The 23,361-nt window shown below is 69.6% G+C and carries 19 protein-coding genes; 10 read left to right on the forward strand and 9 right to left on the reverse strand.

From position 1 onward, the window contains the following. Positions 1-11: 11 nt before the first annotated feature. The 5 genes from ACFVM3_RS15240 to tig all read right to left on the reverse strand — a co-directional run bounded on the left by ACFVM3_RS15240 (position 12) and on the right by tig (position 4,868). Positions 12-392, reverse strand: a complete 381-nt coding sequence (locus ACFVM3_RS15240) for a hypothetical protein (protein WP_378439071.1) — start codon at positions 390-392, stop codon at positions 12-14. 118 nt (positions 393-510) lie between these two features. Continuing rightward, positions 511-1,806, reverse strand: a complete 1,296-nt coding sequence (clpX, locus tag ACFVM3_RS15245) for an ATP-dependent Clp protease ATP-binding subunit ClpX (protein ID WP_125793092.1) — start codon at positions 1,804-1,806, stop codon at positions 511-513. A gap of 217 nt (positions 1,807-2,023) precedes the next feature. Then, entirely contained in the window at positions 2,024-2,695 is a 672-nt protein-coding gene (locus ACFVM3_RS15250) for an ATP-dependent Clp protease proteolytic subunit (RefSeq protein ID WP_378439073.1), read from the reverse strand. 28 nt (positions 2,696-2,723) lie between these two features. After that, entirely contained in the window at positions 2,724-3,326 is a 603-nt protein-coding gene (locus tag ACFVM3_RS15255; RefSeq protein WP_125676314.1) for a ClpP family protease, read from the reverse strand. A gap of 171 nt (positions 3,327-3,497) precedes the next feature. Next, positions 3,498-4,868 carry a trigger factor gene (tig, locus tag ACFVM3_RS15260; RefSeq protein ID WP_340687664.1) on the reverse strand — a complete coding sequence of 457 codons (1,371 nt, stop codon included), beginning with the start codon at positions 4,866-4,868 and terminating at the stop codon, positions 3,498-3,500. A 637-nt stretch (positions 4,869-5,505) separates the two neighbouring features. Between tig and ACFVM3_RS15265 the strand changes: the two genes are divergently transcribed. The 7 genes from ACFVM3_RS15265 to ACFVM3_RS15295 all read left to right on the forward strand — a co-directional run bounded on the left by ACFVM3_RS15265 (position 5,506) and on the right by ACFVM3_RS15295 (position 16,055). Beyond that, positions 5,506-7,518, forward strand: coding sequence for a fatty acid desaturase (locus ACFVM3_RS15265; RefSeq protein WP_378439101.1), 2,013 nt, complete (start codon positions 5,506-5,508; stop codon positions 7,516-7,518). Between the two features lie 183 nt (positions 7,519-7,701). Continuing rightward, positions 7,702-9,234 carry a sensor histidine kinase gene (locus tag ACFVM3_RS15270; protein ID WP_378439076.1) on the forward strand — a complete coding sequence of 511 codons (1,533 nt, stop codon included), beginning with the start codon at positions 7,702-7,704 and terminating at the stop codon, positions 9,232-9,234. A gap of 4 nt (positions 9,235-9,238) precedes the next feature. Continuing rightward, positions 9,239-11,086, forward strand: coding sequence for an ArnT family glycosyltransferase (locus ACFVM3_RS15275; protein WP_378439078.1), 1,848 nt, complete (start codon positions 9,239-9,241; stop codon positions 11,084-11,086). A 74-nt stretch (positions 11,087-11,160) separates the two neighbouring features. Continuing rightward, complete coding sequence (locus tag ACFVM3_RS15280; RefSeq protein WP_378439079.1) at positions 11,161-12,408, forward strand: glycosyltransferase; 1,248 nt, start codon at positions 11,161-11,163, stop codon at positions 12,406-12,408. A 3-nt stretch (positions 12,409-12,411) separates the two neighbouring features. After that, positions 12,412-14,265, forward strand: coding sequence for an ArnT family glycosyltransferase (locus ACFVM3_RS15285; RefSeq protein ID WP_378439081.1), 1,854 nt, complete (start codon positions 12,412-12,414; stop codon positions 14,263-14,265). A 44-nt stretch (positions 14,266-14,309) separates the two neighbouring features. Then, positions 14,310-15,131, forward strand: coding sequence for a hypothetical protein (locus tag ACFVM3_RS15290; protein ID WP_378439083.1), 822 nt, complete (start codon positions 14,310-14,312; stop codon positions 15,129-15,131). Between the two features lie 225 nt (positions 15,132-15,356). Continuing rightward, positions 15,357-16,055 (forward strand): PP2C family protein-serine/threonine phosphatase, encoded by a 699-nt coding sequence (locus ACFVM3_RS15295; RefSeq protein WP_378439085.1) that lies wholly within the window; start codon positions 15,357-15,359, stop codon positions 16,053-16,055. Between the two features lie 9 nt (positions 16,056-16,064). On the opposite strand, the gene ACFVM3_RS15300 is transcribed toward ACFVM3_RS15295, so the two are convergent. The 4 genes from ACFVM3_RS15300 to ACFVM3_RS15315 all read right to left on the reverse strand — a co-directional run bounded on the left by ACFVM3_RS15300 (position 16,065) and on the right by ACFVM3_RS15315 (position 19,062). Further along, a complete protein-coding gene (locus ACFVM3_RS15300) occupies positions 16,065-16,529 on the reverse strand; it encodes a DUF2127 domain-containing protein (protein ID WP_378439087.1) in 465 nt (154 codons plus the stop codon). Positions 16,530-16,572: 43 nt separating this feature from the next. Then, positions 16,573-16,977, reverse strand: coding sequence for a hypothetical protein (locus ACFVM3_RS15305; RefSeq protein ID WP_378439089.1), 405 nt, complete (start codon positions 16,975-16,977; stop codon positions 16,573-16,575). 39 nt (positions 16,978-17,016) lie between these two features. After that, on the reverse strand, positions 17,017-18,474 hold the full coding sequence (locus tag ACFVM3_RS15310; RefSeq protein WP_378439090.1) for an amidohydrolase: 1,458 nt from the start codon (positions 18,472-18,474) through the stop codon (positions 17,017-17,019). A 135-nt stretch (positions 18,475-18,609) separates the two neighbouring features. Beyond that, on the reverse strand, positions 18,610-19,062 hold the full coding sequence (locus tag ACFVM3_RS15315; RefSeq protein ID WP_034313971.1) for a MarR family winged helix-turn-helix transcriptional regulator: 453 nt from the start codon (positions 19,060-19,062) through the stop codon (positions 18,610-18,612). A 142-nt stretch (positions 19,063-19,204) separates the two neighbouring features. On the opposite strand from ACFVM3_RS15315, the gene ACFVM3_RS15320 reads away from it, so the two are divergent. From ACFVM3_RS15320 to ACFVM3_RS15330, 3 genes are all read left to right on the forward strand, one after another. Beyond that, on the forward strand, positions 19,205-20,386 hold the full coding sequence (locus ACFVM3_RS15320) for an MFS transporter (RefSeq protein ID WP_378439092.1): 1,182 nt from the start codon (positions 19,205-19,207) through the stop codon (positions 20,384-20,386). Between the two features lie 28 nt (positions 20,387-20,414). After that, positions 20,415-21,248 (forward strand): aldo/keto reductase, encoded by an 834-nt coding sequence (locus ACFVM3_RS15325; protein ID WP_378439094.1) that lies wholly within the window; start codon positions 20,415-20,417, stop codon positions 21,246-21,248. 174 nt (positions 21,249-21,422) lie between these two features. Continuing rightward, positions 21,423-23,306, forward strand: coding sequence for a M48 family metalloprotease (locus ACFVM3_RS15330; protein WP_378439096.1), 1,884 nt, complete (start codon positions 21,423-21,425; stop codon positions 23,304-23,306). Positions 23,307-23,361: the final 55 nt, after the last annotated feature.

Here is a 23,361-nt window from a genome sequence, read left to right on the forward strand (position 1 = left end):
TGCCGGCCCGGTCAGCCGAGCCAGCGTCCCGCCATCGAGATCAACCAGAATCCGGCGAGCGTCGCACCGGTGAACAGTCCGGTCCAGCCGACGAGCGGCTGGTTCGCCTCCGCGCTCCGCGCCCCCTTGATCCGGACGAGCGCGTACGCCGAAACGGCGAAGAACGGCAGCGGGATCAGCGGCAGTGGCGACAGGCGGACGACCCCGGCCACCAGGCAGGTGCCCACCAGCACGCCCAGCGCGATCGTCAGCGCGCGCGGGATCCACGGGTGCCCGCGGTAGGCCCCGACGACGATGCGTTCGGTGAGTTCGACAAGGCCCCTGACCTCGCGTGGACTCGCGGCTGCCAGCTCGGGAGCCTCGTTCTCGTCCTTCGTGGGAGTCAGCGGCACCTGCTCATCCTATCCCGGTCCGGTCACCGGCCGGACCGGGCCGGAGAAACCGATGCCCCGGCCGGAAGGTTCCGGCCGGGGCATCGGTGACGAAAGCGTGCTTTCGAAGATGTGTTCTCTAGGCGGACTTCTCACCGCGCTCGCTGCCGCGACGGCGTGACGGCTGACGCGCCACGATCGTCGGGTTCACGTTCTCGCGGACGGTCTGCTCGGTGATGACGACCTTCGCGACGTCGTCGCGGCTGGGGATGTCGTACATGACCGGCTGCAGGACCTCTTCCATGATCGCGCGCAGGCCACGGGCGCCGGTGCCGCGGAGCACGGCCTGGTCGGCGATGGCCTCGAGCGCGGTCTTGGTGAACTCCAGCTCGACGTTGTCCATCTCGAAGAGCTTCTTGTACTGCTTCACCAGCGCGTTGCGCGGCGTGGTCAGGATGCTGACCAGCGACTCCTTGTCCAGGTGGGTCACCGTCGCGACGACCGGGAGACGGCCGATGAACTCCGGGATCAGCCCGAACTTGATCAGGTCCTCCGGCATGGTGTCGGAGAAGATGTCGCTCTCGTCGATCTCGGCCTTGGTGCGGATCTCCGCGCCGAAACCGAGGCCGCGCTTGCCGACCCGCTCGTTGATGATCTTCTCCAGCCCGGCGAACGCGCCGGCCACGATGAACAGCACGTTCGTCGTGTCGATCTGGATGAACTCCTGATGCGGGTGCTTGCGGCCGCCCTGCGGCGGCACCGACGCGGTGGTGCCCTCGAGGATCTTCAGCAGCGCCTGCTGCACGCCCTCGCCGGACACGTCGCGGGTGATCGACGGGTTCTCCGACTTCCGGGCGATCTTGTCGACCTCGTCGATGTAGATGATGCCCGTCTCGGCGCGCTTGACGTCGTAATCCGCCGCCTGGATCAGCTTGAGCAGGATGTTCTCGACGTCTTCGCCCACATACCCGGCTTCGGTGAGTGCCGTGGCGTCCGCGATCGCGAACGGGACGTTCAGCATCTTCGCCAGGGTCTGGGCCAGGTAGGTCTTGCCACACCCCGTCGGGCCCAGCATCAGGATGTTGGACTTCGCCAGTTCGACGGTCTCGTCCTTGGAATCCTTCGGCCCGGCCTTGTCGTCGGACTGCACACGCTTGTAGTGGTTGTACACCGCCACGGCCAGCGATCGCTTCGCGTCGTCCTGGCCGATGATGTACTGCTCGAGGAACTCGTGGATCTCGGCGGGTTTGGGCAGCTCGTCGAGCTTGACCTCACCGGCCTCGGCCAGTTCCTCTTCGATGATCTCGTTGCAGAGATCGATGCACTCATCGCAGATGTAGACCCCGGGGCCGGCAATGAGCTTCTTCACCTGCTTTTGGCTCTTGCCGCAGAAAGAACATTTCAGCAGGTCGCCGCCGTCACCGATCCGTGCCATGGCCGTTGACCTCGTCCCCTCCGGCGCGATATGCGCCTGACTGTCTTACCGCCCCGGTCACGGATGACCGCTCGGAGCCTCACACACTGCCACTGACGGTACCCGCCCGATGCCGTCGGCGGGAGAACCAACGTCACATCTGAGCACGCCAGAAGCTGACCATAGACCAGCGATCCGGTGCGTGTCGTCTCCCGACACGCACCGGATCCCGGCACGATCAGCTGCTCGAAGCCTTGCGGTACTCGAGCACCTCGTCGACGATCCCGTACGCCTTGGCCTCCTCGGCCGTCAGGATCTTGTCGCGCTCGATGTCCTTCTTGATCTCGTCGGCTTCCTTCTTCGTGTGCTTCGCCAGGATGACCTCCATCTGGCGCCGCACCCGCTGGATCTCGTTGGCCTGGATCTCCAGGTCCGACACCTGGCCGTAGGTGCCCTCGGTGGCGGGCTGGTGGATCAGCACGCGCGAGTTCGGCAGTGTGAACCGCTTGCCGGGGGTACCGGCGGCCAGCAGCACCGCGGCGGCCGAAGCGGCCTGGCCGATGCACATGGTGACGATGTCGGGGCGGACGTACTGCATCGTGTCGTAGATCGCCATCAGCGCGGTGAACGAGCCACCGGGCGAGTTGATCAGGATCATGATGTCGCGGTCCGGGTCCTCGTGCTCGAGGTGCAGCAGCTGGACCATGACGTCGTTCGCCGACGCGTCGTCGATCTGCACGCCGAGCATGATCTGACGCTCTTCGTACAGCTTGTTGTACGGGTTCGATTCCTTGATCCCGTAGCTGGTGCGCTCGACGTACGAGGGCAGGACGTACCGCGACTGCGGCAGCTGGAGCCGCGACTGCATCCCAGGCGCCTGCGACCCGATCGGAAGCTGGAAGTTGCTCATTGAAAATTCTCCTGTGTGCCGGCGCGGATCAGCTGTTGGGAAGCGGGTTCTCGCGCGTGAGGACCTGGTCCACGAAGCCGTAGTCCTTCGCCTCCTGCGCGGTGAACCAGCGGTCGCGGTCACCGTCCTTGACGATCTGTTCGACGGTCTGGCCGGTCTGCTCGGCCGTGATCTTGGCCAGCTCCTGCTTCCACTTGCCGAACACCTCGGCCTGGATGGCGATGTCGGAGGCCGTGCCGCCGACCCCGGCCGAAGGCTGGTGCATGAGGATGCGCGCGTGCTGCAGCGCGTACCGCTTGCCGGGCGTGCCGGAGGAGAGCAGGAACTGCCCCATCGACGCGGCCAGGCCCATCGCGTAGGTCGCGACGTCCGGGCGGATCAGCTGCATGGTGTCGTAGATCGCGAAACCCGCGGTGACCGAGCCACCGGGCGAGTTGATGTAGAAGCGGATGTCCGATTCGGAGTCGTCTGCGTCGAGCAGCAACAACTGGGCGGTGATCCGGTTCGCGACCTCGTCGTTGACCTCGGAGCCGAGGACGACGATGCGCTCCTGGAGCAACCGCTCGAAGACCGAGTCGGTGAGGTTGAGCCCTGCGGTACCGGTCCGCGCCTGGGGCGTGTGCTGCGTCACGTCATGCCTGCCTTTTCGCCGACGGCGGCGGGTGGAACCTTCGCCGCCGCGTATGTCCAGATGCTTGGGATCTTGCAACCGACCCTAACGAACTTGGGCGGTGCAGAATGCCTGACACCGCCCAAGTTCGCTTACAGCTTTACGGTCCGTATCGAGAGGACCGGATATTCCCTACTCGGCCGCAGTCTTCGCGGGTTCCTCGGTGACCTGCGTCTCCTCGGTTGCGGGACCGAAGAGCTCTTCGAGGTCGACCGTGGCGCCGGAGGCGTCGGTCACGGTGGTCTTGCGGACCACCGAGGCCAGCGCCTTGCCGCGGCGGACGTCGGCGTAGATCGCGGTCAGCTGACCGGACTGCTGCGCCCGCTGGACGTACTCGTCCGGGCTGACGCCGAAGCGCTGCGCCTGGTAGATGATCCGTTCGGTGAGCTCGCCGTCGTTGACCGACGTCTGCTCGGCGTCGGCGATGCTGTCCAGCAGCAGCTGCGTGCGGACCGCCTTCTCCGACTCCTCGCGGACCTCGGTGTCGAACTCCTCGATCGTGCGGCCTTCGGCCTCGAGCGCCTTCGCGAACTGCGCCTCGTCGTGGTCGAAGGGGTGGATCGCGTCGTGCTTGCGGTTCTCGATCTCGGCCTCGAGGACCTTCTCCGGGATCGCGACCTCGGTGCGCTCGAGCAGCTCCTCGAGGACCTTGTCGCGGGCCTGGACGCCCTGCTGCATCTTCTTGACGCGGCCGAGCCGCTCGCGAAGGTCGGCCTTCAGCTCGTCGATCGTGTCGAACTCGCTCGCCATCTGGGCGAACTCGTCGTCCGCCTCGGGCAGCTCGCGCTGCTTGATGGTCTGCACGGTGACGGTGACGTCGGCGTCCTTGCCGGTGTGCTCGCCGGCGACCAGCTTCGTGGTGAAGGTCTTGGTCTCGCCGGCGTTCGCGCCGATGATCGCCTCGTCGATGCCGTCGACGAGCTGGCCGGAGCCGATCTCGTAGGACAGGCCGGTGGTCGAGGCCTCCTCGACCTCCTGACCGTCGACGGTGGCCGCGAGGTCGATCGAGACGAAGTCGCCGTTCTCGGCCGGGCGGTCGACACCGGTGAGCGTGCCGAAGCGGGCGCGCAGCTCGTCGAGCTGCTCGTCGACCTCGGCGTCGGTCAGTTCGACGTCGTCGACGCTGACCGAGAAGCCTTCGAGGTCGGGCAGCGAGATCTCCGGGCGGATGTCGACTTCGGCGGTGAACTCGAGGACCTCACGGTCCTCCAGCTTGGTCACCTCGAACTCGGGCTGGCCCAGCGTGCGGACCTCGCCCGCGCGCACGGCTTCCATGTACTTGGCCGGAATGACCTCGTTGACGACCTCGTCGAGCACCGGGGCTCGCCCGATCCGGCTTTCCAGCACGCGAGCCGGCGCCTTGCCCGGACGGAAGCCGGGGATGCGCACCTGCTGGGCGATCTTGCGGTAGGCGCGGTCGAAGTTCGGCTTGAGCTCGTCGAACGGCACCTCGACATTGATCTTGACTCGCGTCGGGCTGAGCTGCTCGACGGTGCTCTTCAACGTATTCTCCTCGAGCGGTAAACGATGTGTTTGAGCATCCGCATGTCGTCGACGGCGGATGTGCCCTGGTCACCTTGCAGACCGGGCCGTCCGAGTCTAGGCCGTGTCCTGTGGGTCTGTTCGATGGGGTTCGTGATCCAGGTGGCCGGGAAGAACGCGAACGGGCCCCACGCGACGCGAGGCTTGGGCGGCCTGAGCGCTCTTCGCACGGCTTCAGTCCCGTCGCGCGTGCCATGAAAGGTCCTTTCCTTGCAAATTTTGCAAGGAAAGGACCTTTCATGGCGCTTGCGGGAGTGGTCAGCGGCGGGCCCGGGGCCACCAGCCCGCCCTCGCCCGCCGGTCGCGGGTTTCGAACAACATCGGAGCAACAGGTCCCCGACCACCCGATCGGACCAGTTTTCGGTTCTTCTCTGTCACGAACCGGCCCTTTCCTGGACACGGATGCGTGCCACGCTTCACCATCGGGCGCCATGACGAGGCGTTTCGGCGATCGGATGAAGTTTACAAACCAATACTAATTGTCTACGGTGTGACAGCTTGTCCCGGTAGCATCGACCGAGGGGAACGATCGATGACCGTCGCCGTAACCCGGTCCGAGGACACGGGGGAAACACCCGAGAGAAGACTGAGACGCGGCGTGCCCAACCCGCGTGTCCCGCTGCCGGTGGTCTCGGTGCCGACAGTGTTGTTGTTCGTCGGCGGCGCCATGGTCTGGACGGGCGCCACCTGGCTGGTCGTCAACGAGGCCGCGCCGCTCTGGGTGACCATTCCCCTGCACGCGCTCGTCACCTTCACCATGTTCACCGTGCTGCACGAGTCGACGCATCACGCGGCCGGGCAGCTCACCTGGGTCAACGAACTGCTCGGCAGGCTCGCGATGCCGTTCGTGGCGGCCTACGGCTCCTTCCCCCTGGTGCGGTACATCCACCTGGAGCACCACCGCAACACCAACGAGGACGCCCACACCGATCCCGACGCCTGGACCGCGCACGGCCCCTGCTGGCAGTTGCCGCTGCGCTGGCTGACCATCGACTTCTGGTACGCCCGCTTCTACGTGGCACGGCAACGCACGCGGCCGCCGTCGGAGCGGGCCGAGACCGCGGCCGTCGTCACGCTGAGCGTCGCCGCGTTCGCCTGGCTGACCGTGAGCGGGCACGGCTGGGAACTGCTGATGATCTACCTGATCCCGCAACGCGTCGGGCTGGCCGTGCTGGCCTGGTGGTTCGACTGGCTGCCGCATCACGACCTCGGCGCGCAGCGGCAGAACCGGTTCGGCGCCACGCGCGTCCGCGTCGGGCTCGAATGGCTGATGACGCCGATCATGCTGTGCCAGAACTACCACCTGGTGCACCATCTCCACCCGGCGATCCCGTTCTACCGGTATCTGCGCACGTGGCGGGACAACCGCGACGCGTACCTCGCGAGGGACGTCCCGATCGCGACCCCGTGGGGCCGCGAACTGACGTCGTCGGAGTACCGCGAATGGCGTCAGCTCACCGGCTCGTTCGACGAGGAACCGCCCGCACCGCCGCCCCGGCAGCCGAGCCGGTTCCATGCGCTGCGGGTCGCCGAGGTCCGGCCGTTGTGCGAGGGCGCCGTCACCGTGACGTTCGACGTCCCGGACCGGCTGCGGGAGACCTTCCGATTCATCCCCGGCCAGCATCTCGTCATCCGCGCGGAGGTCGACGGGGAAGAGGTGCGGCGCGCCTACTCGATCTGTTCGACACCGGACTCCGGCGTGCTGCGGATCGCGATCAAGCATCAGCTCGGCGGCGCGTTCTCGACGTTCGCCAACACGGAACTCGCGGCGGGCGACGAGCTGGACGTCCTGCCCCCGGACGGCGAGTTCACGCTGACCCCGGCGCGGAGCCGCGCGGGCCGGTACGTCGCGCTCGCCGCGGGCAGCGGGATCACGCCGATCCTCTCGATCCTGACCGCGACCTTGCAGGACGAGCCGAACAGCAAGGCGACCCTGCTCTACATCAACACCTCCGGCGCCAGCACGATGTTCGCCGACGAACTCGGCGCCCTCGCCGCGCGGCTGGGCGGACGGCTGCACGTCGTGCACTACCGCACCGACGAACGCGACCCGGATCTGCGCACGCAACGACTCGAGCGGCCGTTCGACATCGTCGGCGAGGCGCTCGCCATCTCGCACGAGCGCTACCAGCGCGGCCGCCTGGACGGCACCCGTCTCCGCGCGCTGCTGCAGGCGCGGCTGCACCCGGCGAAGGTCGACGAGTGGTTCCTGTGCGGCCCGCGCGACCTCGTCGACATGGCCCGCCGGACCCTCGCGGACCGGGACGTCCCCGAGGAGAACGTCCACTTCGAACTGTTCCAGGGCGCGCTTCCCGTCCGCCCCTCGCGGCGGCCTGGCCCGACGCTGACGGTGACCGCTGGCGGGAAGACCGCCGAAATCCCCGCGACGGTGGGCGAAACCGTGCTCAGCGCCGCGCTCCGGCACGGCGTCGACGCGCCGTACGCGTGCGTCGGCGGGGCCTGTGGCACCTGCCGGGCGACGGTGGTGCGGGGCGACACGCGGATGGACGTGCACTACGCGCTCGGGGACCACGAGGTCGCGGCCGGGCGGATCCTGACCTGCCGGGCGGTGGCCACCTCTCCCGAACTGGCCGTGGACTACGACCGCTGAGGCGCGGTGGCCCGTCGGGTGAAACGCGGCACGTTGCGAAAGCCACTTTCGCAACGTTGAAGGTTGCGAAAGTGGCTTTCGCGACACCTCCCGAGGTCGCCGCACTTCTCCGGGACCACAGCACACAGCGGGCTCACAGGCGGGACACAACGCGCGCATACGACCGCGGCGCACGCTCGGGTCATGGCACCCGGCCCGGCCCCGACCACCGGCCCGCGCCGGTCGTTCCGGCCCGGGCGGCTTTCCCTGCGCGCCAAGCTGACCGGCTCGATGGTGCTGCTGCTCACGTTCGTCTGCCTGGTGATCGGGGTCGCCGGCGAGATCGCCTTGCGGTCGTTCCTCACCCGCCAGATCGACGACCAGCTCTCGGCCGCGTCGGCCCGCGCCCACGACTTCGCGAGCCGTCCACCGGAAGACGGCCTCGGTCCCGATCCGCTCAACGCGCCGGGCCAGGCCTCCGGGACGCTCAGCGTGCGCCTCTCCGGTGACCGGGTGCTGTACGCGGGAGTCCTCACCGTGCAAGGACTTCCCCAGGGCCTCTCGGCTGAGCAGGAGTCCGGTCTGTTCATGGTCCCGGCGGACCGGCCGCCGCTGACACTGACGCTCGGCGGTCTGGGCGACTACCGCGTGCAGGCCGTCTCGATCCCGGGTGGCGTGGTCGTCACCGGGCTCCCGCTCGCGCCGATGCGGGACACGTTGACCACCGTCCGGTGGATCCTGTTCGGGGTCGCGGCGGCGGGGGTCGCCGGCGCCGGGTTCCTCGGCGCGTTCGCGGTCCGGCGCACGTTGCGGCCGCTCGACCGGGTCGCGGCGACCGCGGGCCGGGTGTCGGCCATGCGGCTCGACCGCGGTCAGGTCGCGCTTTCCGTGCGGGTGCCCGAAATCGACACCGACCCGCGGACAGAGGTCGGCCAGGTCGGTGCGGCGCTGAACCTCATGCTCGGGCATATCGCGCGGGCGCTGGAAGCAAGGCACGCCAGCGAGACCAGGGTCCGCCGGTTCGTCGCCGACGCGAGCCACGAGCTCCGCACCCCGCTGGCGGCGATCCGCGGGTACGCCGAACTCGCCGGTCGCGCCAGCGCGCTGGCGCCGCGGGAGGTCGCCCACTCGATGGCCCGGATCCAGTCCGAGGCCGCGCGGATGACGACCTTGGTCGAGGACCTTCTCCTGCTGGCGAGACTCGACGAGGGACGGCCGCTCGAAGCGGGCGAAGTCGACCTGACCCGGCTGGCCGCGGACGCGGTCGGCGACGCGTATGTCGCCGGCCCGGAGCACCGCTGGGAGCTGCGGCTCCCGCCGGACCCGGTGCTCGTCCGCGGTGACGTCCAGCGTCTGCATCAGGTACTGGCGAATCTGCTGTCCAACGCGCGCACGCACACCCCGCCGGGCACCAGGGTGATCACCGCGCTGACCCGCTCGCCCAGCGGGGACTCGGTGCTGACCGTCACCGACGACGGCCCCGGTATCGCCCCCGAACTCCTGCCGAGCGTCTTCGAGCGGTTCGCCCGCGGCGACTCCTCCCGCTCCCGGACCGCGGGCGGCACCGGGCTCGGGATGGCGATCGCGTCGGCCATCGTCGTGGCCCATCACGGCACGATCGAGGTGCACAGCCGTCCGGGACGCACCGAGTTCGCCGTCCGGTTGCCGGTGACCGGCTCCTCACAGCGGGTGCACAGCTTCGGCACAACCACACCCCAGGTCGGCCCCCGACGCTGACGCCATGACCCTCCTCGCCTCCCGCGACGAAGCCGATCGAACCGCTCACCCCGCTCGGGACAGCCCGGCCGATCCGCGCTGGGTCCGGCCGTCCGTGGCCGCGCTCCTGCTCGCGACCGCCGTCCTGTATCTCTGGAATATCGGGGAATCCGGCTGGGCCAACGCTTTCTACTCCGCGGCCGCGCAGGCGGGGTCGGATAGCTGGAAGGCGTTGTTCTTCGGTTCCAGCGACGCCGCGAACGCGATCACGGTCGACAAGACACCGGCCGCCTTGTGGGTGATGAGCCTGTCCGCGCGACTGTTCGGCGTCGACGCCTGGAGTGTCCTGGTGCCGCAGGCGTTGATGGGCGTCGGTTCGGTGGCGTTGCTGTTCGCCGCGGTGCGCCGGACTTCCGGTCCGGCCGCGGGTCTGCTGGCGGGTGCGGTCCTCGCGCTCACCCCGGCCGCCGCGCTGATGTTCCGGTTCAACAATCCCGACGCGTTGCTCGTCCTGCTCTTGACCGCGGGCGCCTACTGCGTCGTCCGCGCACTGGAGAAGGCGAGCCCGCGCTGGCTGGCGCTGGCCGGGGTCGCCGTCGGTTTCGGTTTCCTCGCCAAGATGCTGCAGGCGTTCCTGGTGCTGCCCGCGTTCGGGCTCGCCTACCTGATCGCCGCGCCGACGTCGGTGGGCCGCCGCCTGCTGCACCTGCTCGCGGCTTTGAGCGCGACCCTCGTCTCAGCCGGCTGGTATCTCGCCGTCGTCGCGTTGTGGCCCGCCGCCGACCGGCCGTACATCGGCGGCTCGCAGGAGAACAGCCTGTGGGAACTGGCTTTCGGCTACAACGGGTTCGGTCGCATCACCGGCGACGAGGTCGGAAGTGTCGGCGGGAGCCCCAACGGCGGCTGGGGCGGCACGGGCTGGGACCGGTTGTTCGGCACCGAGATGGCGGGCGGGATCGCGTGGCTGCTTCCGGCCGCCGTCGTCGCGCTGGCCGCCGGGCTGTGGTTCACCCGGCGCGCCCCGCGCACCGATCGTGAGCGGGCGGCGCTGATCGTCTGGGGTGGCTGGTTCCTGGTGACCGCCGTGGTGTTCAGCTACATGGGCGGAATCATCCACGCGTATTACACGATCGCGCTGGCCCCGGCGGTCGCCGCGCTCGTCGGCATCGCGAGCACGCAATTGTGGCGCGCACGGGGGAATCCGGCCGCCGCGGGCACCTTGAGCGCCGGGATCGGCTTGACCGCGCTGACGGCGTATCTCCTGCTGTCACGGCAATCCGAGTGGCTTCCCGGGCTGTCGATCGCGATCCTCGTTGCCGGTCTCCTGTGCGCGTTCCTGGTGTTCTTCGCCTCGCGCTTGCCCGATGCGGCAAGGCGACTGGTCGCCGTCGGCGCTTTGGTCACCGTTCTCGCGGGCACCGGCGCGTACACGGTCGCGACGGCCGCTACCCCGCATTCCGGCGCCCTTCCCTCCGCCGGGCCGGAAACGGGCCGGGGTATGCGGATGGGCGGCGGCGGACTGCTCGGGGCGAGCCTGCCCGGCGACGACCTCGCCGCGCTGATCCGGCAGGACAGTGCGAAGTACACCTGGGCGGCGGCGACCGTGGGCTCCAACAACGCGGCGGGGTATCAGCTCGGCAGCGGCGCGCCGGTGATGGCCGTCGGCGGGTTCAACGGCACGGATCCGGCCCCGACACTGGAACAGTTCCAGGAGTATGTCCGAAGTGGACGGATCCACTATTTCCTCGGCGAAGGCATGATGATGCGCGGAGAGACCGGCAGCGACGCCGCCGAGCGGATCGCCGACTGGGTGGCGGACACCTACCGGCCGACCACTGTGGACGGTGTCACCGTCTACGACCTGAGCCGGTGAATCCCGTGACAGGACACAGCGACCGCACAGGTCGGGCACAAGGCGAACTCAGCGCGATGACCGAGATTGACACCATGACCACCGCGACCCTCTCCGGCGCCGGCCGCCGCCCCGCCATCGCCCCGGACGGCTCCCCCGTCCTCGACGTCGTCATCCCCGTCTACAACGAGGAAACCGACCTCGAACCCTGCGTCCGGCGGCTCCGCGCGCATCTCGTGGAGCAGTTCCCGTACCCGTTCCGGATCACCGTCGCCGACAACGCCAGCACCGACGGCACCCTGCGGGTCGCCGAACGGCTCAGCCGCGAGTTCGACGACGTCGAAGTCCGTCACCTCGACGAAAAAGGCCGCGGCCGCGCACTGCGCTCGGTCTGGTCCACTTCGGACGCTCCGGTGCTCGCCTACATGGACGTCGACCTGTCGACCGATCTGGCCGCGCTCGGACCGCTCGTCGCGCCGTTGCTGTCCGGCCACTCCGACCTCGCCATCGGCAGCAGGCTCGCCCGCGGCGCGCGAGTGGTGCGCGGGCCGAAGCGGGAGTTCATTTCCCGCTGCTACAACCTGATCCTGCGCGGCACGCTGGCGGCGAGGTTCAGCGACGCGCAATGCGGCTTCAAGGCCATCCGCGCCGACGTCGCCGAGCGGCTGCTCCCCCACATCCAGGACACCGGCTGGTTCTTCGACACCGAACTGCTGGTACTGGCGCAGAAGGCCGGGCTGCGGATCCACGAGGTCCCGGTCGACTGGGTGGACGACCCGGACTCGTCGGTGAACATCATCGCCACCGCGACCGCCGATCTCAAAGGGATCGCGCGGCTGACCAAGGCGACGATGACCGGGCAGATCCCGATCAGCGGCCTGCGCGAGCAGCTGGGCCGCGCGCCGATCCAGGTGCGGGCGCCGGGTGTGGCACCGAGCCTGGTGCGGCAACTCGTGCGATTCGCCGCCGTCGGCGTCGCCAGCACCATCGCCTATCTCGTACTGTTCCTGCTGCTGCGGACGTTCACCGGCGCGCAGGTGGCGAACCTCGTCGCGCTGCTGGTGACGGCGATCGGCAACACCGCGCTCAACCGGCGCCTGACCTTCGGCATCCGCGGCCGGGAAGGCGCCGGGCTGCACCAGTTCCAAGGTCTCATCGTGTTCGGCCTCGGGCTCGCGCTCACCAGTGGCGCGCTGGCGCTGCTGCACACGATGACTGCGCCCGGCCTGCCGCTCGAGATCACCGCGCTCGTGCTCGCGAACCTCGCGGCCACCGTCCTGCGCTTCCTGCTTCTGCGCGGCTGGGTGTTCCGCCGCCGCCCCGCCACCGAGATGGAGAACTGACCCATGACCACCGCACTCGCCTCCCGGGTCGAGCCCGGCCGTGCCGGGGAGAACGCCATGAAGCCGTCTGAACGATGGGTCCGGCCCGCCGTCTTCGGCCTGCTCGCCGCCACCGCGGTGCTGTACTTCTGGAACCTGACCGCCTCCGGCTACGGCAACTCGTTCTACGCCGCGGCCGTGCAGTCCGGCACGCAGGACTGGAAAGCGTGGCTGTTCGGGTCACTCGACGCCGGGAACGTGCTCACCGTCGACAAACCGCCCGCCGCTCTCTGGGTGACGACCGCGTTCGCCCGGCTCTTCGGTTTCTCCGGCTTCACCGTGCTGGCCCCGCAAGCGCTGATGGGGGTCGCGTCGGTCGGCCTGCTGTACCTGACGGTGAAGCGGACCTCCGGACCCGTCGCAGGCCTGCTCGCCGGGGCGGCGTTCGCCGTCACCCCGGTCGCCGCGCTCATGTTCAAGTTCAACAACCCCGACGCGCTGCTGACCCTGCTGCTGATCACCGGCGGGTACTGCACGATCCGCGCGATCGAAACGGCGAGCCCGCGCTGGCTGGCGTTCGCCGGCGTCGCCGTCGGGTTCGGCTTCCTGACCAAGATGATGCAGGCGTTCCTGGTGCTGCCCGCGTTCGGCCTCGCCTACCTGATCGCGGCGCCGACCTCGCTGGGCAAACGGTCGCTTCACCTGCTGGGTGCGGTGATCGCCGTGGTCGTCTCCGCCGGCTGGTTCATCGCGCTGGTCGATCTGTGGCCGACGGAGTCCCGGCCGTACATCGGGGGTTCGGACGGCGACAGCCTGCTCGAACTGGCCCTGGGCTACAACGGACTCGGCCGGATCTTCGGCATGGGCGGCGGCGTGATGGTCGGCGGTCCGGGCGGGGTCGTGAGCGGCTCGGCCGGCGGGAACGTCGGCTTCGGCGGCGAGAGCGGGCTGACCCGGATGTTCGGCGCGAGCTTCGGCGGCGAAGTGTCGTGGCTGCTTCCCGCCGCGCTGATCGGGCTGGTCGCGGGGCTGTGGTTCACCAGGCGGGCCGCCGTCACCGACCGGACGAGGGCCGCGTTGATCCTGTGGGGCGGCTGGATGCTCGTCAGCGCGCTGGTGTTCAGCTTCATGAGCGGCATCGTGCACCCGTACTACGCCGTCGCGCTGGCACCGTCGATCGCCGCCGTGGTGGCGATCTCCGGGACCTCGCTGTGGCGCGGCCGGGCGTATCTCACGCCGCGGGTGTTCCTGTCGCTGATGATCGCGGCGAGCGCCGTCTGGGCGTTCATCCTTTTGGACCGCAACGCCGACTGGCTGCCCGCGCTGCGCTGGATCACCGCCGGGCTCGGCCTGCTGACCGCGACCATCGTGCTGGTGGGTGTCCCGCCCGCGCGGAAACTCGTCGCCGTCGTCGCGACGGCCGCCGTGCTGACCATCGGCGTCGGCACCGCCGCGTACGGTGTCGAAACCGCTTCGCAGGCGCATTCCGGCTCGATCCCGATCTCCGGCCCGGCCATGAACGACTCCCCTGGGATGGGCAGGGGAATGGAGGAAGGTTCGTCCGAGGAGATCGGGGTCCTGCTCGCCGCGACCACGACGAAATGGGCGGCCGCCACGGCGAGTTCGCAGTCGGCGGCGAGCCTGGAACTCGCGAGCGGGAAGTCGGTGATCGGCATCGGCGGCTGGAGCGGTTCGGATCCGGCGCCGACGCTGGCGGAATTCCAGCAGTACGTGGCGAACGGCGAAATCACCTACTACGTCGAAGGCGGCCGCGGCGGTGGTCCCGGTGGCGGCTCGAACGAGATCGCCGAATGGGTCGCCGCGAACTTCACCGCCACCACGGTCGGCGAGCAGACGGTGTACCGCCTGCTTTCCTGAAAATGCGTCGACAAACGTTGGGGCGCACAGGAATCCTGGACGGCGTGAATCGGCCGTACCGCTGGGATCTCGTGCGCCCCGACCAGCTCGGGACGCTACTGGAGCGCGCCGAAAAGCCGTCGCTGTGGTTTCTGGACGAGCTGATCGAATGCGCCGCGAAGGTGATCGCCCGCGCCGGGGACGCGGATCTGTACTTCGTCGGGCGCTCCGCGGACAGCGTGCACGACCTGCTGAGCGGAACCCCTTGGCGGGAACGGATCCATCAGCTGCCGCTGTCGTTCGCGGGCACCTGGGACGGCCTATCGGAGTCCGATGTGGACACTCTTCGCGGGTATCTCGCCTCGGCGGGACTGAGCCCGCACGACCTGGCGCGCGGACGGCCGAAGGTGTTCGTCGATCTCGTCTACACAGGACAGACGTTCACCGGACTCTACGGACTGCTGCGGAAGTGGATCGACGACGAACGCGAAGCCTGGAGCATCATCCGCGGGCGGCTCCGGTTCCTCGGGATCACCATCCGCGAGGACACGAGCCCGTCGGCCTTTCGCTGGCGGCGGCAGTTCACCTGGCCTGCCGACCTGCCCGCGCACGCCGTGCGGAACATCTCGCTCGACGAGCCGGTCTGGCTCTACTTCGGGAACACACAGCCCAAGCTGACGGCGTCGTTCCCGCGGCCGCGCTGGTCGGACGAGAACGGCCGCGCGCCGGAGCATTCGGAGAAGCGGCTGCGGGGGCTGGCCGAGGCGGTCGCGATCGTCGAGGCGGGGCGCTCGAAGGCGGGACGGGACCTGCTGGTGCGGCATCTGCGGAAGGAACCGGCGATGGCGGAGAGCTGGTTGCGGACACTGATCACGCGCCTGCGCTGACCGACCTCGTGACTCACGTGATCAGGGGCGTGACTCTCGTGATCGGACACGTGACTCGCGTGCTTGGAGGCGTAACTCAGGTGTGGCGCCTCTGATCACGCGAGTTACGTCTCCGATCACGAGGCCGGACCGACAGCCGCCCGACACCGAACCCTCAGGTCGTCCACAGGAAACAGGCGGATCCTGGAAGTGGGCAGGGAATCACCCAGGGGTGAGGAGAAGACCATGAGGGAGCTTCCACACTGGCACACGGCGAGCGCGCAGGGGCCGCGCGACCACAACGCGGACGCCGTCGCGGCGTACGCGGCACCGGGCGGACGGGGAATCGTGTTCGCGCTGGCCGATGGAGTCGGAGATCACCCGAACGCGGCACGCGCGGCGCGGACGGCGGCTTCGGCGGCGGCAAGGACACCGGTCGAGCAGGGCGCGAACGGGGCCGTTCTCGCTGCTCAGCGGGCCGTGCTCGCCCTCGGCGAGGCCGGTGACTGCGTCCTCGTCGTGGCCGTCCGGACCGACGAGGGGTATGGCATCGCGTGGGTCGGGGACGCACGGGCGTACGCTTGGGACGGTTACACCGTGCGGCAGGTGACGAAGGACCATACGCTCGCGCAGTACTTCCGCGACCACGGACAACCCGTGACACCGCGGATGGAACACGTCGTCACCACCAGCGTCCGCACGGCCGGTGCGCACGAGATCGGCACGGCCACCGTCACGACCGGCGGGCTTCTGCTCACCAGCGACGGTGTGCACAAGACGCTCAGCGGGCCGACCATGCTCGACATCCTCGGGATGCCGGACAGGGCGGCCACCGAGCTGGTGCGGACGGCGATCTCGCTCGGTGGCTCCGACAACGCCACCGCGCTCGTGGTGGATCCGCCCGGCGCGGAGGTCACCACGGAAAAGTTTCGCGTCGCGGCCTGAACCGGGCGGTCAGGCCGCGACGCGATCCCGTTTGAGCTGCCGGTACTCGCGCAGGACCAGCACGACGATCACCACGTCGAGGGCGGCGAAGAACGGAAGCGCGAGCGAGTGCGTGTGGATCGCGCGGAAGATCTCGTAGACCACGAACGCCGAAAGCACCACGGCGGCGACGGGGTACGCCCGCATCACCTTCTTCGCCAGCGCCCAGACCAGGCCGAGTTTGACGATCCCGTGCGCGACGAGGTACACGACGGCGAACGTCCGGCCGTCGGCGAAATGGCCGGCGGCGAGTTCGAGGTGCCGGGCCAGTGTCCCTTCGGGGTCGCCGAGCAGGTCGCGGGTGACGACGGCGTGCGCGAAACCGGAGATGACCGACGCCGGCACGATCATCAGGACGAGCCCGCCCAGCAGCTGTGCTGCGCCGTCGAGCCCCTTCAGGGTGATGGCGATCCGGAACAGCTTCTCGGTGCTCATGTCACGTCACCCTGCCGCACCCCGCCGCCGCGCGCAGCCGCCGTCACCGGAACAGGCGGTCCCGGCAGGTCGGGCACCGCTCGTGCCGGGCTGTCCGCCCGGAGAGGTCCCTCCCGTAGAAGGGAAAGCACGGCGCTCCGCAGACGGCGAGGTAGATCCGTCCGCAGCGCAGCGGCCGCTCGCCGACGTGGTGGGCCACGAGCAGCGCCCGGTGATGCTCGCCCGCTTCGGGCAGCCAGCCGTCGTCGGGCAGCTTCGCGAGCACGTCGGCGTCGACGTGGTCCGAACGGGCGAGCAGTGCGGCGCCGAGGTCGGTGAGCCGTTCCCCGAGATCACGGAGGACGTCGGCCCGCGGCGCGTCCTCCTCGACCATCCGGGTGACGAAGCCGATGTCGGTGCTCAAGGAGCAGTGGAGGTCCCGGAGCCGGTCGAGCAGACGGTGATCCATGCCCTTCCATTGAGGCGTTGCGTCGCCGCAAGGAAAGACTCAGGACGCGTAGGTGACGCGGCCGTCCATGATCGTGGCGGTGACGGGGATGTCGCGCAGCCCGGCCGGGGACAGCCGCGCCGGATCCACCGCGGTGACGACCAGATCCGCGACGTCCCCGACGGCCACCGACGTCCGGCCACCGGACGACGCGGCGAGCGCGGCCTCCAGCGGCATGGCCTGCTCGGGATGCCACGGCGGACGCTCGTCGTCGGTGCGGCTGACCGCCGACGCGATCGCGTCCCACGGGTCCAGCGGCGCGACCGGCGCGTCCGAACCGAACTCCAGCGTCACCCCGGAGCGGCGCAAAGCGCCGTACGGGAAGGCCCGATCGGTCCAGCCGTGCCAGTGCCGGTCGGCGACGTCACGGTCGTCCGGCTGATGGGCGGGCTGCACACTCGCCACGACACCCAGCTCGGCGAACCGCGCGACGTCCTCGGCGCGCAGCAGTTGCGCGTGCTCGATGCGGCCCGCGCAGGCGACCTTCGCGAAGGCGTCGAGCGCGATCTTGTTGGCGTGGTCGCCGATCGCGTGCACCGCGGGCGAAAGGCCGTGCTCGGATGCCTTGCGCATCAACGGTTCGAGCTCCTCGGGCGGCAGTTCGAGCAGCCCGTGGGAGTCGGTTCCGGCGTAGTGACCCACGCAGTAGGCGGTGCGGGTGTTCAGCGAACCGTCGACGAACAGCTTGAACGGGCCGACCGTGAGCAGTCCGCCACTGCCCTCCAGGACGTCCCCGGAGCGGTGGCCGCGTTCGATGGCGGTGTCGAGCAGGTACTTCGCGATCACGCAGGAAACCCGGACCGGCAGGGGTTTCCGCGCCTGCCGTCGCCGCCAGTCGGTGACCGTGTCGGCGTATTCGTAGTCGACGATCCTGGTGACGCCGCGGGCGGCCGCCGCGTCGAGGGCGTCGGCCACCCAGCCGTCGATGACGTTCTCGGGAGCGATCGGGAGTTCGGCCGTCGCGCTCATGCAGTCGTTCTCCAGCAGCACCCCGGTCGGATGCTCGCGGCCGATGAGTTTCAGCGCGGCCGGGCTGAGCCACAACGTGTGGAGGTCGGCGCTGAACAGCGCGACCGGATGCCCAGGCAAGGCCTTCTGCAACAGATCCTTGTGCGGGGCGTCGGGCCAGAGTCCGTCGCGGAACCCGGCGCCGAGCACGAGTTCGCCGGGCGGCGCGGGATTCGCCAGCAGGTGTGCCAGCACGAGCTCGACCGTGTGCGCGGCGGACGTCGCCTCGCCCAGCGGGATCCGGCGGCGCGCGGCCGACCACTGGGCGGTGTGCACGTGCGCGTCGACCAGGCCGGGCAGCAGCGTGCCGCCGTGCCCGTCCAGGATCTCCGACGCCTCACCCGCCTGCCCCGGGCCCGCGATGGCCGCGATCCGGCCGCCCTCGATCCGCACGTCCGACAGGGAACCCGCCAAGCCGACCCGGACCCGGCGCAACAGAAGATCGTCCACGCCCTCACCTTGCCAGCCCGGCCGCGTTTAGTCCTCTAAGTGCGCTCCTTGCACACGCCCCCGACCGCGTTTAGTCCTCTAAATGCGGTGGTTCGCGATGCCGACTACCGCATCCAGAGGACTAAACGCGGTGGGTCAGGAGCGGGCGAAGGTGAGCTTTCCGAGCGCGGCGACCAAAGGCGCGAGTTCGGGGAGTTCTTCGGCGGCGGCCAAAGCCTCGGTCAGGACGGTGTCGTGCGTCGGCCGTGCGGCCGCGAGCAGCTCCTGCCCCGCAGGCGTGACCTCCGTGTAGATCCCCCGCCGGTCGTCCGGGCACAGGTACCGCTGCAGCAGTCCCCGGTCCTCCAGCCGCGACACCAGCCGGGTCGTCGCCGACTGGCTGAGCACGACGGCGTTCGACAGCTGGTTCATCCGCAGGTGGAAACCGTCCTGACGGGCGAGCACGTCCAGCACGGTGTACTCGCTGACGGACAGTGAGTGCTCCTGCGCCAGCGCGCGCTCCAGCGCGTCCTCGATCCGCGCGTGCAATGCGGCCAGGGTCCGCCAGCCCTGCGCGCGTGCCTCCACGGCGTCGTCGGCCAGTGACACGGTTCACCTCTTCCCCGGTTGCCCGAGCTTCGTTGCGTACTGCATCATCAAGCGTGTGCAATATACGGCGCGTGCAACTATTTCGGACGCCCGTAGTTGCCAACGCCAGACAACACCACTCTACGGGAAGAAGTGAGCCTCCATGCCTGCCGCTCTGCTCGCACTGGCGATCAGTGCCTTCGGTATCGGCACCACCGAGTTCGTGATCATGGGCCTGCTGCCCGAGGTCGCGGGCGACTTCGGCGTCTCGATCCCCTCCGCCGGGCTGCTGATCTCCGGATACGCGCTGGGTGTCGTGGTCGGCGCCCCGCTGCTGACCGCGCTCGCGTCGCGGGTGCCGCGCAAGACGGTGCTGGTCGGCCTGATGGTCCTGTTCATCGCCGGTAACGTCGTTTCCGCGCTGGCCCCCACCTACGGCCTCCTGATGACCGGCCGCGTGGTCGCCGCGCTCTCGCACGGCGCGTTCTTCGGTGTCGGCGCCGTCGTCGCCGCCTCACTGGTCGCGCCGACCAAGCAGGCGGGCGCCATCGCGATGATGTTCACCGGGCTGACCGTCGCCAACGTCCTCGGTGTCCCCGCCGGGACCGCGCTCGGCCAGGCACTGGGCTGGCGTTCGACGTTCTGGGCGGTCAGCGCGCTCGGCGTGATCGGCCTGATCGGGATCCTCGCGCTGGTTCCCGTGCAGGCGACGACGAAGAGCGCCGGGCTGCGCAGCGAACTGGCCGTGTTCCGGCGTCCCCAGGTGTGGCTCGCGCTGGCGATGACCGCGCTCGGCTTCGCCGGGGTGTTCGCCTCCTTCACCTACATCGCCCCGATGATGACCGAGGTCGCCGGCTTCTCCCCCGGCGCGGTGACCTGGCTGCTGGTGCTGTTCGGCGGCGGCCTGTTCGTCGGCAACCTGCTCGGCGGCAGGGCGGCCGACCGGTCGCTGATGCCCAGTCTGTACGTCATCCTCGCCGTGCTCGCGGCCGTGCTGGTCGTGTTCGTCTTCACCGCGCATTCCCAGCTCCCCGCCGCGATCACCATCGCGGTCTTCGGCGCCGCCGGTTTCGCGACCGTCGCGCCGCTGCAGGCCCGCGTCATGAACAAGGCCGAAGGCGCGCCCGCGCTGGCTTCGGCGGCCAACATCGCCGCGTTCAACCTCGGCAACGCCGGGGGCGCGTGGCTCGGCGGCAAGGCCATCGACGCCGGCCTCGGCTACACCGCCCCCAACTGGATCGGCGCCGCGCTCGCGCTCGCCGGACTGCTGGTCGCGGTCATCTCGGGCATGCTCGACCACGGGCGGCGAAAGGCTCGTCGCGCCGAACTGGCCCCCGCCGCCTGATCCGCAAGTACCCACGAAAGGAACGCAAGTGACCGACATTCCCACCGTCGAGCTCACCAACGGGGTGGAGATGCCGCAGCTCGGGTTCGGCGTCTTCCAGGTGCCGGACGAGGAGACCACCGCCGCGGTCAAGGCCGCGCTGGACGCGGGCTACCGCAGCATCGACACCGCCGCCATCTACGGCAACGAAGCGGGCGTCGGCAAGGCGCTCGCCGAGTCCGGGATCGCCCGCGACGAGCTGTTCATCACCACCAAACTGTGGAACAGCGAACAGGGCTACGACGCCACGCTGAAGGCGTTCGACGCCAGCATGGCCAAGCTGGGCCTCGAGCAGCTGGACCTCTACCTCATCCATTGGCCGACTCCGGAGCGCGATCTCTACCGCGACACGTGGAAGGCCTTCGAAAAGCTCTACGCCGACGGCCGGGTGCGCGCGATCGGCGTGTCGAACTTCCAGCCCGCGCACCTCGAACGGCTACTCGACGCGGGCTCGGTGACCCCGGCGGTCAACCAGGTCGAGGTGCACCCGTACCTGCAGCAGGCCACGGTGCGCGAATTCGACGCGAAGCACGGCATCGCGACCGAGGCGTGGAGCCCGCTGGCCAAGGGCGGCGACCTGCTCAGCGAGGGCGCGATCACCGCGCTGGCTTCGAAACACGGCCGCACGCCGGCGCAGATCGTCCTGCGGTGGCACCTGCAGCTCGGCAACGTCGTCATCCCGAAGTCCGTGACCCCGTCGCGGATCAAGGAGAACCTCGACGTCTTCGGGTTCACGCTGTCGGAGGAGGACATCGCTTCGCTGTCCGTGCTGGACCGCGGTGAGCGGACCGGACCGGATCCCGACACCTTCAACGTCGCCTGAGCACCGATCCGCTGTCCGTGAAGGCCTCCTTGAGGGACTCTGGGTCCCTCAAGGAGGCCTTCACGGAAGGCGCAGGTCGCGGGCGTAGCTCGTTGTTCCGGCACGAGCCCGCTGTGTAGCCGGTTACTATTCGGCCGCACAGACGGCACTTGTGCGAAAAGAGGTAACCGGACGATGCAGGCCCGAGGACGCGCCGTCCTCGCGACACTTCTGCTCGTGGCGTTCCCAGTGGTGGTCGTCGCGGTGGGTGTCGCCAGCGTGCTGGCGGGCCTGCGGATCCAGGGCAGGATCGGCACTTACGTCATGCTCGGCGGGCTCGCGATCATGATCGCGCTCGGCTTCGGGCTGGTGAGCGCGCTGCGGGCGCGGCGTCCCCCGATCGAGGGGCCGCGGCTGCATCGCGAAGCGCATCCGGCGCTGTGGGAGATGATCGACGACCTCGCCGCCCAGGTGAAGACGCGGCCGCCGGACGAGATCGTGCTGATCGGCGAGATCAACGCCGCGGTCAGCGAGGACGCCCGGTTCCTCGGACTGCGGCCGGGCCGCCGCACGATGCTGATCGGGCTGCCGCTGCTGGCCGCGCTGAGCGTGAGCGAACTGCGCGCGGTGCTCGCGCACGAACTCGGCCACTACAGCGGCGGCCACACCCGCCTGCTCGCGCTCACCTACCGCGGCACCCAGACGCTCGCCTTCACGGTCGACAGGCTGGACGGTGGCCCGGCCAGGGCGCTGCTCTCCGCCTACTCGAAGCTGTACCTCCTGGTCGCACGGTCGGCGAACCGGCGGCAGGAACTGCAGGCCGACGAGGCGTCCGTGCTCGCGGCGGGCAGCCGGACGGCGGCCGCGGCGCTGCGGAAGGTCGCGACGCTGAGCCCGCTGTGGAAGGACTACTCCGAGCGCTATCTCTCGCTCGGCACGGCGGCGCGGCGCACTCCCGCCGTGTTGCTGGGGTTCCGGTCGTACCTCAACCACCCCGTCCAGCGGGACTGGGTGACCGAGTACGCCGACGACATCATCGACGGCGAAGAGCTGTCGAAGTACGACAGCCATCCGCCCACGAAGCGGCGGATCGCCGCGCTGGCGGGCGTGCCGGACAACCCGGTGAAGCCCGACGCGCGGCCGGGCTGGTCGCTCCTGGGCGCGCCGAAGGTCGACGTGCCCGAGGCGGAGCTGGAGGTGCTGGTCCGCGACGTCGGACCGCGCGCGGACTGGGACGAGGTCGTCAAACGCGCGGGCCGCGCGTCGGTGGCCGAGGGCGCGCGAATGCTGACCGCCGCCGGGATCGAGAGCAGGCTGGCGCCGCGCGGCACGATCGGCGAGGTCGTGCGGGTGCTGCGCGACGGAGACGCCGACGCGCTCGCCAAACCCCTGCGTGCACCGTCCCGCGAGGAGGGCCTCGACCTGCTCACCGAGTTGTTCGCCGACACCGTCACCGCCGCGATGATCGACAACGGCGTCGCCGCGCACCGCCTGAACTGGGGCGGCGGTTGGGAACTGTGCCTCGGCGACGGCGAGCCCTTCGACGTCGCCGAACTGGTCGGCCCGGCGGTGCGAAGCCCGCGCGCGGTCGACGAACTGGTCCACAACCTGCAACTGCTGAGCGTGCCCGCCGGGTACTTCTGCAAGCAGGAACCCCAGCCGGAGCCGGATCCCGCCGAAGCCAGGATGCTCGGGATGTTCACCGCGCTCAAGGCCAAGCGGAAGCTCTACGACCTGATCGTCTGCGACACCGAAGTGGTGTTGCTGCCGATGGCGCGTTCGGTGCTGATCCGACGCGGCCTCGCCGGTCTGCTCGGGGCGCGCGGCGTGTCGGACCGCAAGCGGATCCGGAAGCTGCGCGAGCGCGGCCTCGACGATCTGCGCGCCGAACCGGGCGCGCGGCGGATCCCGTTCCAGGACATCGTCGCGGGCGGTTTCCCCCGCCGGAAACTCACCGCGTACCTGGCACTGGAGCTGTCCGACGGCGAGACGCTGGAGCTGGCCTTCACCGGCAACACCGAGGACTTCGGGACCGCGCACGACGAGCTGACGGCGTTCTTCGGGTCGCTGAGGGCTTGACGGGCGCTTTTGTGTCGGGCCCACCTTCACGCACGTTGCGAAAGCCACTTTCGCA

Origin of the sequence: Amycolatopsis sp. NPDC057786 (assembly GCF_042797905.1) — a bacterium.
Lineage (GTDB): Bacteria > Actinomycetota > Actinomycetes > Mycobacteriales > Pseudonocardiaceae > Amycolatopsis.

Coding starts and splice junctions, on each gene's coding strand:
- ACFVM3_RS15275 (WP_378439078.1), top strand. CDS start 9,239: ATGACCCTCCTCGCCTCCCGCGACGAAGCCGATCGAACCGCTCACCCC.
- ACFVM3_RS15330 (WP_378439096.1), top strand. CDS start 21,423: ATGCAGGCCCGAGGACGCGCCGTCCTCGCGACACTTCTGCTCGTGGCG.
- ACFVM3_RS15300 (WP_378439087.1), bottom strand. CDS start 16,529: ATGAGCACCGAGAAGCTGTTCCGGATCGCCATCACCCTGAAGGGGCTC.
- ACFVM3_RS15280 (WP_378439079.1), top strand. CDS start 11,161: ATGACCACCGCGACCCTCTCCGGCGCCGGCCGCCGCCCCGCCATCGCC.
- ACFVM3_RS15250 (WP_378439073.1), bottom strand. CDS start 2,695: ATGAGCAACTTCCAGCTTCCGATCGGGTCGCAGGCGCCTGGGATGCAG.
- ACFVM3_RS15285 (WP_378439081.1), top strand. CDS start 12,412: ATGACCACCGCACTCGCCTCCCGGGTCGAGCCCGGCCGTGCCGGGGAG.
- ACFVM3_RS15320 (WP_378439092.1), top strand. CDS start 19,205: ATGCCTGCCGCTCTGCTCGCACTGGCGATCAGTGCCTTCGGTATCGGC.
- ACFVM3_RS15270 (WP_378439076.1), top strand. CDS start 7,702: ATGGCACCCGGCCCGGCCCCGACCACCGGCCCGCGCCGGTCGTTCCGG.
- ACFVM3_RS15305 (WP_378439089.1), bottom strand. CDS start 16,977: ATGGATCACCGTCTGCTCGACCGGCTCCGGGACCTCCACTGCTCCTTG.
- ACFVM3_RS15295 (WP_378439085.1), top strand. CDS start 15,357: ATGAGGGAGCTTCCACACTGGCACACGGCGAGCGCGCAGGGGCCGCGC.
- clpX (WP_125793092.1), bottom strand. CDS start 1,806: ATGGCACGGATCGGTGACGGCGGCGACCTGCTGAAATGTTCTTTCTGC.